The organism is Sphingomonas sp. URJC2, assembly GCF_059803575.1.
The window spans coordinates 25,954-33,455 of the sequence record NZ_JAPFGX010000032.1; the positions used below are offsets into that span (position 1 = coordinate 25,954).

The window sequence follows — 7,502 nt, forward strand, 5'->3', positions numbered from 1 at the left end:
GCAAAAATGCTCTAAGCCCGGCGGATGGACGACAAGCCGCACCTTCTGCTCGTCGATGACGAGCGCGCGATCCGCGAGCCGCTGGCCGCCTATCTGGTGCGCAGCGGCTTTCGCGTCACCCAGGCGGGCGATGCGGCGGCAGCGCGCGAGCGGCTCAACGGCTATGCGATCGATCTGGCGATCCTCGACGTGATGATGCCGGGCGAGGACGGGCTGAGCCTGTGCCGCCATATCCGCGCGACCGGCGACCTGCCGGTCATCCTGCTCACCGCCATGGCCGAGGATACCGACCGGATCGTCGGGCTGGAAATGGGCGCGGACGATTATGTCGTAAAGCCGTTCAACCCGCGTGAGCTGGTGGCGCGGATCAAGGTCATCCTGCGCCGCGCCGGGCGTGGCGGCGGCACGCGGATGAAGCCGCCCGAGACCGGCAGCTACGCCTTTGCCGGCTGGGTGCTGAAAGCCGGGGAGCGCAAGCTGGTCGATCCCGACGGCGTCGGCGTGCCGCTGTCGACCGGCGAGTTCAACCTGATGCGCGCCTTCGTCACCCATCCCCATCAGGTGCTCAGCCGCGACCAGCTGCTCGACCTTGCCTATGGCCGCGAGGCGCATGCGTTTGATCGCGCGATCGACAATCACATCAGCCGCCTGCGCCGCAAGGTGGAGGCCGATCCGCGCAACCCGGCGCTGATCAAGACCGTCTGGGGCGGCGGCTACAGCCTTGCCGCCGATGTGACCCGCCTGTGACCCGGCTGCTGCCGCGCAGCCTGGGCGGGCAGCTGGCGCTGCTCGTCGCGCTGGCGCTGGGCGCGGCGCAGGCGGTCAACTTCACCCTGCTGTTGCAGGCGACCAAGCGTCAGGCGGTCGCGCAGGCCGGCACCTTCGCGCTGGCGCGGCTGGCCGAGGCGGTGCAGCGCGCCCGCGCCGGCCAGCCTGACGCGGCGATGGCGGGTGGTGCGCTGCTGACCGGCGACAGCCCGGTGCGCCCGGCGATGGCGCAGCTGCCCGACATGGCCGAACGCGGGCGCGACATGCTCGCCCAGATCGGGGTCGAGGTGGATGCGCTGCGCGCCGCGCAGGTGCCGGCGCGCGAGTTCAGCGTGCGCGTCGACGGGCGCGGGCGGATGCTGCGCGGCGCGGCGGTGCAGCAGCGCCAGATCATCGTCGTGTCGGCCGCAATCGCGCCCGGGCGCTGGGTGACGACGGCCGCCTCGCTGCCCCCCGGTGAGGGGCGGGTGATCGGCTGGCTCGCCTTCCAGACTCTGGTGCTTTACGGCTTTGTGCTGCTCGCGGTGCTGTGGGTCGGCCACCGGCTGGCGCGCCCGCTGGCCGAGCTGCGGCTGGCGGCGGAGGGGTTCAGCCGCGACCGCGCCGCCCGGCCCGTCGCCGAACGCGGTCCCGACGATATCCGCCGGCTGGTCGCCGCGTTCAACGCGATGCGCACGCGGATCGTCGGCATGCTCGATGAAAAAGACCGGATGCTGGGCGCAATCGGCCATGATCTGCGCACGCCGCTGGCATCGCTGCGCGTGCGCACCGAGCTGGTCGAGGACGAGGGCGAGCGCGCGCGCATGGCCGCGACCATCGACGAGATGAACCGCACGCTCGACGATATCCTGTCGCTGGCGCGGCTGGGGCGGCCAAGCGAGGCGGTCGAGCGCATCGACCTGCCGGCGCTGATCGACAGTCTGGTCGAGGAATTCGAGGATCTGGGTGCCGATGTCGAGGTCGCGCCCGCCGGGCGGCTGACCGTCGCCATCCGCCCGACGCTGATCAAGCGGGCGGTGCGCAACCTGATTGAAAACGCCCTCAAATATGGCGGCTGTGCGCGGATTTCGGTCGAGCGCGACGGCGATGCTGGGGTTGCCGTCCATGTCGCCGATGACGGGCCGGGCATTCCGCCCGACCGGATCGAGGCGATGTTCGAACCCTTTACCCGGCTGGAAACGTCGCGCAGCCGCGAAACCGGCGGCGCCGGGCTGGGCCTCGCGCTCGCCCGCGCCATTGCCGAGGGGCATGGCGGCAGCATCCGCCTCGCCAACCGGCCGGGGGGTGGGCTACAGGCGACGCTGACGCTGCCCGCAGGCTGAGCGGCGTTTCCGCGGCCGGGCGGGGCCGCCCGGCGCGCCAATCAGAAGCTGAACGCGCCGTAGACGCGGCTGAGATCGCCGCCCCATTCGCCGTGATACAGATCGAGCAGTTGCTCGGCGGGCGTCTTGCCGCTGCGCACCACATCCCAGAGCGGGGCGAGGAAGCCGGCCTCGGTGTCGCCGGCGCTGTTGCGCGCCGCGCGGCGGTTGAGCCCGGCCTCGGCGATCGTCAGCACCTCGCCTGCGATGTCGCGCAGTTTGCCGCCGCCGGGCAGCGGCGCATCCAGCCCCAGCCGCGGCACATCCTGGCGCAGCGCCTCGCGCCCGGCCATCGACCAGGGGCGGACCAGATCCCACGCCGCATCGAGCGCCGTCTGATCGTATAGCAGCCCGACCCAGAATGCGGGCAGCGCGCAGATGCGGCTCCACGGCCCGCCATCGGCGCCGCGCATTTCCAGAAAGCTTTTCATCCGCACTTCGGGAAACGCCGTCGACAGATGGTCCGCCCAGTCCGACAGGCGCGGCCGCTCGCCCGGCAGCGCCGGCAGTTCGCCGCGCAGGAAATCGCGGAAGCTCTGGCCTGCGGCGTCGATATAGCGGCCGTCGCGGAACACGAAATACATCGGCACGTCGAGCGCGTAATCGGCATAGCGTTCATAGCCGAAGCCGTCCTCGAACACGAACGGCAGCATCCCGGTGCGCGCCGGATCGGTGTCCGACCAGATATGGCTGCGATAGGACAGAAAGCCGTTCGGCCGCCCCTCGGTGAAGGGCGAGTTGGCGAACAGCGCGGTCGCCAGCGGCTGGAGCGCCAGCCCGACGCGGAACTTGCGCACCATGTCGGGCTCGCTCGCATAGTCGAGATTGACCTGGATGGTCGAGGTGCGCAGCATCATGTCCAGCCCCATGCTGCCGACGCGCGGCATGTGGCGCAGCATGATCTGATAGCGGCCCTTGGGCATCACCGGCAGCTCGTCGCGGCGTTTGTCGGGCCACATGCCAAGGCCCAGAAAACCCAGGCCCAGCTCGTCGCCCACAGCCTTGACCTGCTCCAGATGGCGGCCGGTTTCGGCGCAGGTCTGGTGCAGATTTTCAAGCGGCGCGCCCGACAGTTCGAGCTGGCCGGCGGGTTCAAGGCTGATCGTGCCGTCCGCGCCGCGCAGCGCGATCATGTGCTCGCCCTCCATCACCGGCCGCCAGCCGAACCGGGTCAGGCCCTGCAGCAGATCGCGGATGCCGCCCGGCTCGGCATAGCCGGGCGCGGCATGGCCGTCGCGGCGATAGACGAACTTTTCATGCTCGGTGCCGATCCGCCAGTCGGCCGGCGGCTTTTCACCGCCCGCGAACAGCGCGACCAGCTGGTCGCGCGATTCGATCAGGGGATCGTCCTGGCTGCTGTCGTCACGCGTGCTCATCTCGTCCGGTCCCTCACTGGCTGGCCCCGCCTCTATGGGGCCACGCCCGAAAAAAATAGATTTTATTTTGCTACCCAATCGCCCGCGAGCGCCATCCACACCGACAGGGCGGCGGCCGCCGCCGTGTCGGCGCGCAGGATGCGCGGGCCAAGCGACACCGGCACCGCCGCCGGCAGGGCGCGGATCAGCGCGCGCTCATCGGCGTCGAACCCGCCTTCCGGGCCGATCAGGATCGCCGCCGGGCCGGGGCGGGCGGCGATGGCGGCGGCGATGGGCGTGCCGCCTTCCTCGTCGGCGAAGAACAGATGCCGGTCCGCCGGCCATGCGCCAAGCAGCGATTCCAGCCCGGTCAGGTCGTGCAGTTCGGGCAGCGCGGTCCGCGCGCACTGCTCGGCGGCCTCGATCATGTGCGCGCGCAGCCGGTCAAGGTTCAGCCGGTCGACGACCGCGCGCCGCGTCGCCACGAACATCAGCCGCGCCGCGCCCAGTTCGGCGGCCTTTTCGACCACCCAGTCGATGCGCCCGCGCTTGATCGGGGCGGCGCACAGCCAGATGTCGGGCACCGGCTCGCGCGGGCGCAGCCGCCGGGTCAGCCTGACGGTCAGGTCGCGCTTGCCCTGGGCGACGATCTCGCCCGCCCATTCGCCGGTCTGGTCGTCGCACAGGATGACGATGCCGCCGGGGCGCATCCGCATCACGCTGCCCAGATAATGCGCCTGCGCGCCGTCGAGCCGCAGCTCCAGCCCTTCGGCCAGCGGCGGATCGACGAACAGGCGCGGGGCGGACCGGGGCGGCCAGGCGGGGGTGGCGGGCATGGCGGCGGCTTAGCCGAGCCGACGCGCCCGGCCAAGCATCGCGCCGCGCCCGCCGCCGGTCGCGCGCGCCGCACCGGCCGTTCCAGACCCCTGATTCGCAGCATTTTCCGGGGCGCGGGGTGATTCCACCCGGCCGGGAAATGCTCTAGGGCGCGGGCATGTCCACGGCGCTTCCCGATACCGAGCACAGGCGGCTGGCGGCGTCCGGCCGGCTGCGGCCCTTCATCCTGCTCGCCCGGCTCGACCGGCCGATCGGCTGGTGGCTGCTGTTCTGGCCCTGCGCCTGGGGTGTGGCGCTGGCGGGCGGCGCGTTCACCCATGTGCCGCTGCTGTTCTGGCTGCTGGTCGGATCTGTGGCGATGCGCGGCGCGGGCTGTGTGTATAACGACATCATCGACCGCGATCTCGATGCGCAGGTGGCGCGCACGCGCGGCCGGCCGCTCGCCGCCGGGCTGGTGTCGCTGAAGGCGGCGTGGGGCTGGCTGCTGATCCTGTGCGCGGTCGGGCTGGTGGTGCTGGTGCAGCTGCCGCCGCTCGCCATCGCCATCGCGCTGGCAAGCCTCGCCCCGGTCGCCGCCTATCCGTTCATGAAGCGGATCACCTGGTGGCCCCAGGCCTGGCTGGGCATGGTGTTTTCCTGGGGCGCGCTGGTCGGCTGGACGGCGATTGCGGGCACGCCCGGCTGGCCGATGGCCGCGCTTTATCTGGGCACGGTCGCCTGGGTGATCGGCTATGACACCATCTATGCGCTGCAGGACCGCGAGGATGACGCGCTGGTCGGCATCCGGTCGTCGGCGCTGGCGCTGGGCGGGCGGGTGCGCGCGGGGATTGGCGGCTTTTACGCGCTGGCTCTGACCTGCTGGGGGCTGGCGATCTGGGGCGTGCGCGCCGATCCGCTGGCGCTGGTCGCGCTTGCGCCGGCGGCGCTGCATCTGCTCTGGCAGGTGCTGGCGCTCGAACCCGGCGATGCCGATGATGCGCTGGCGCGCTTCCGGTCGAACCGCATGGCCGGGCTGCTGGTCTTTCTTGCGTGCCTGACGGTCGGGACTGGCGCGGGCTGAGCCGCGACCTTAAGTGCAGCTGATGCTTTCTTCCGACGATGCTGCCGCCCGCCTTCAGGATCTCGTCGCCGCCGCGCGCCGGGCCGGGGCCGATGCCGCCGATGCGATCTATCACGCCAACCAGTCGACCGAGGTGCATGTCCGGCTCGGCCGGCTGGAGAATGTCGACCGCTCGGATGGCGAGGAAATCGGGCTGAGGGTGTTTGTCGGCCGGCGTTCGGCGAGCGTTTCGGCGTCCGACCTCGCCCCGGCCCGGCTCGATGCGCTGGCCGAGCGGGCGGTGGCGATGGCGCGCGAAGCGCCCGAAGACCAATATGCCGGGCTTGCTCCCGAAGACGCGCTGATGCGCGGCCCGGCCCCCGATCTCGACCTGAATGACGGTGTCGATCCCGCGCCCGAGGCGCTGCGCGCCCGCGCGCTCGCCGCGGAAGAGGCGGCGCGCGGCGTGGCCGGCGTGTCGAACAGCGAAGGCGCCAGCGCCAGTGCGGGATCGAGCCTTGTCGCCATCGCCACCAGCCACGGCTTTGCCGGCGGCTACCGCGCCAGCGCCCATTCGGTCTCGGCCTCGATGCTGGCGGGCGAGGGCGGGGCCAAGCAGCGCGACGGGGCGTGGCACTGGACGCGCCATCTGGCCGATCTCGAACCCGCCGAGCAGGTCGGCCGGCTGGCGGGCGAGCGGGCGGTGGCGCGGCTGGGCGCGGCGCGGCTGCCGAGCGGCGCGCTGCCGGTGGTGTTCGATCCCCGGGTCGGCAACAGCCTGATCGGCCATGTGCTGGGCGCGATTTCGGGTTCGGCGATCGCAAGGCGGACGAGCTTTCTGCTCGACATGGAGGGTGAGCATGTGCTGCCGCGCGGCCTGTCGGTCATCGATACGCCGCACCGGCGGCGCGGCCTGCGCTCGCGCCCGTTCGACGGCGAAGGGCTGCCGACCGCCGAGTGCCGGATCATCGATGACGGGCGGCTGACCGGCTGGCTGCTCGACAGCGCCTCGGCCCGCCAGCTCGGCCGCGCGCCGACCGGCCATGCGGTGCGCGGCGTCGGCGGCCCGCCGGGCGTGGGGGCAAGCAATGTCGATCTGGTCGGCGGCACGCTCTCGCGCGACGATCTGCTCGCCGGCATCGCGCATGGTTTTTACGTGACCGAGCTGATCGGTCAGGGCGTCAATGGCGTGACCGGCGATTACAGCCGCGGCGCGGGCGGGTTCCTGATCGAAAATGGCGTGCTCACCCGCGCGGTCGCCGAGGTGACGATTGCCGGCAATCTGCGCGACATGCTCGCCAACCTCACCGCCGCCGACGATCTCGAGCATCGCTATGCGGTCAATGTGCCGACCCTGCTGGTCGAGGGGATGACGCTCGCCGGTGGCTGACCGGCTGATCGATGCGGTCGCCGCAATCGCGGACGAGGCCGGGGCGCTCGCGCTCGGCCATGCCCGTGCCGGGTTCAGGACATGGGAAAAGGCCCCGGGCCAGCCGGTGTCGGATGCCGATCTGGCGGTCGACGCGCTGCTGCAGGCGCGTCTGACCGCGCTCGACCCCGGGGCGGGCTGGCTGTCCGAGGAAACCGCCGACAGTGCCGACCGGCTGGCGCGGCCGCGCACCTGGATGATCGATCCCATTGACGGCACGCGCGATTTCATCGCCGGGCGGCCCGGCTGGGCGATTTCGGTGGCGCTGATCGAACAGGGGCAGGCGGTGCTGGGCGTGCTCGCCGCCCCCGCGCGGGGCGAGATGTGGCGGGCCGAGCGCGGGCGCGGCGCATGGCTGAACGGCCGGCGGCTGGCCATTGCCGACCGGCAGGCGCTGCCCGGCGCGCGCGTGCCGGCCGACACATTGCCCGCCGATGACGCCGATCTGGTCGCGGTGCCGCGCCCCAACTCGATCGCGCTGCGCATCGCGATGATCGCGGCGGGCGAGGTCGATCTGGTCGCCAGCCTGCGCTGGGGCCGCGAATGGGACATTGCGGCCGCCGCGCTGATCGCGGCCGAGGCGGGGGCGATCGTCACCGATGCGCTGGGCGCGCCGATCGGCTGGAACAGCCCGACGGCCGAGCTGTTCGGTGTGCTCGCCGCCGTGCCCGGCATCCATGCGGCCGCCCGCGCGCGGCTGGCCGCGCGGGCGG

7 protein-coding genes are annotated in these 7,502 nt (G+C 72.0%); 5 read left to right on the top strand and 2 right to left on the bottom strand.

What is annotated here, in order from left to right; genetic code table 11:
• Positions 1 to 24: 24 nt before the first annotated feature.
• Together OPU66_RS11400 and OPU66_RS11405 are read left to right on the top strand one after the other, a co-directional pair.
• Positions 25 to 747 (top strand): response regulator, encoded by a 723-nt coding sequence (locus tag OPU66_RS11400; protein WP_498553770.1) that lies wholly within the window; start codon positions 25 to 27, stop codon positions 745 to 747.
• Entirely contained in the window at positions 744 to 2,090 is a 1,347-nt protein-coding gene (locus tag OPU66_RS11405) for a sensor histidine kinase (RefSeq protein WP_498553771.1), read from the top strand. Before OPU66_RS11400 ends, OPU66_RS11405 begins: the two co-directional genes overlap by 4 nt.
• 41 nt (positions 2,091 to 2,131) lie before the next feature.
• Here OPU66_RS11405 and OPU66_RS11410 read toward each other — a convergent pair whose 3' ends face one another.
• Both OPU66_RS11410 and OPU66_RS11415 read right to left on the bottom strand, forming a co-directional pair.
• The gene (locus OPU66_RS11410; RefSeq protein WP_498553772.1) at positions 2,132 to 3,505 is read right to left on the bottom strand and encodes a glutamate--cysteine ligase; all 1,374 of its coding nucleotides are present in this window, start codon (positions 3,503 to 3,505) and stop codon (positions 2,132 to 2,134) included.
• A 62-nt stretch (positions 3,506 to 3,567) separates the two neighbouring features.
• On the bottom strand, positions 3,568 to 4,320 hold the full coding sequence (locus OPU66_RS11415) for a 16S rRNA (uracil(1498)-N(3))-methyltransferase (RefSeq protein WP_498553773.1): 753 nt from the start codon (positions 4,318 to 4,320) through the stop codon (positions 3,568 to 3,570).
• 158 nt (positions 4,321 to 4,478) lie between these two features.
• Between OPU66_RS11415 and ubiA the strand changes: the two genes are divergently transcribed.
• From ubiA to OPU66_RS11430, 3 genes are all read left to right on the top strand, one after another.
• Positions 4,479 to 5,381 (top strand): 4-hydroxybenzoate octaprenyltransferase, encoded by a 903-nt coding sequence (gene ubiA, locus OPU66_RS11420; protein ID WP_498553774.1) that lies wholly within the window; start codon positions 4,479 to 4,481, stop codon positions 5,379 to 5,381.
• 22 nt (positions 5,382 to 5,403) lie between these two features.
• The gene (locus OPU66_RS11425; protein ID WP_498553775.1) at positions 5,404 to 6,750 is read left to right on the top strand and encodes a TldD/PmbA family protein; all 1,347 of its coding nucleotides are present in this window, start codon (positions 5,404 to 5,406) and stop codon (positions 6,748 to 6,750) included.
• The coding region (locus OPU66_RS11430; protein ID WP_498553776.1) for a 3'(2'),5'-bisphosphate nucleotidase CysQ at positions 6,743 to 7,502 on the top strand (760 nt) is incomplete at its 3' end. The genes OPU66_RS11425 and OPU66_RS11430, both read left to right, overlap by 8 nt.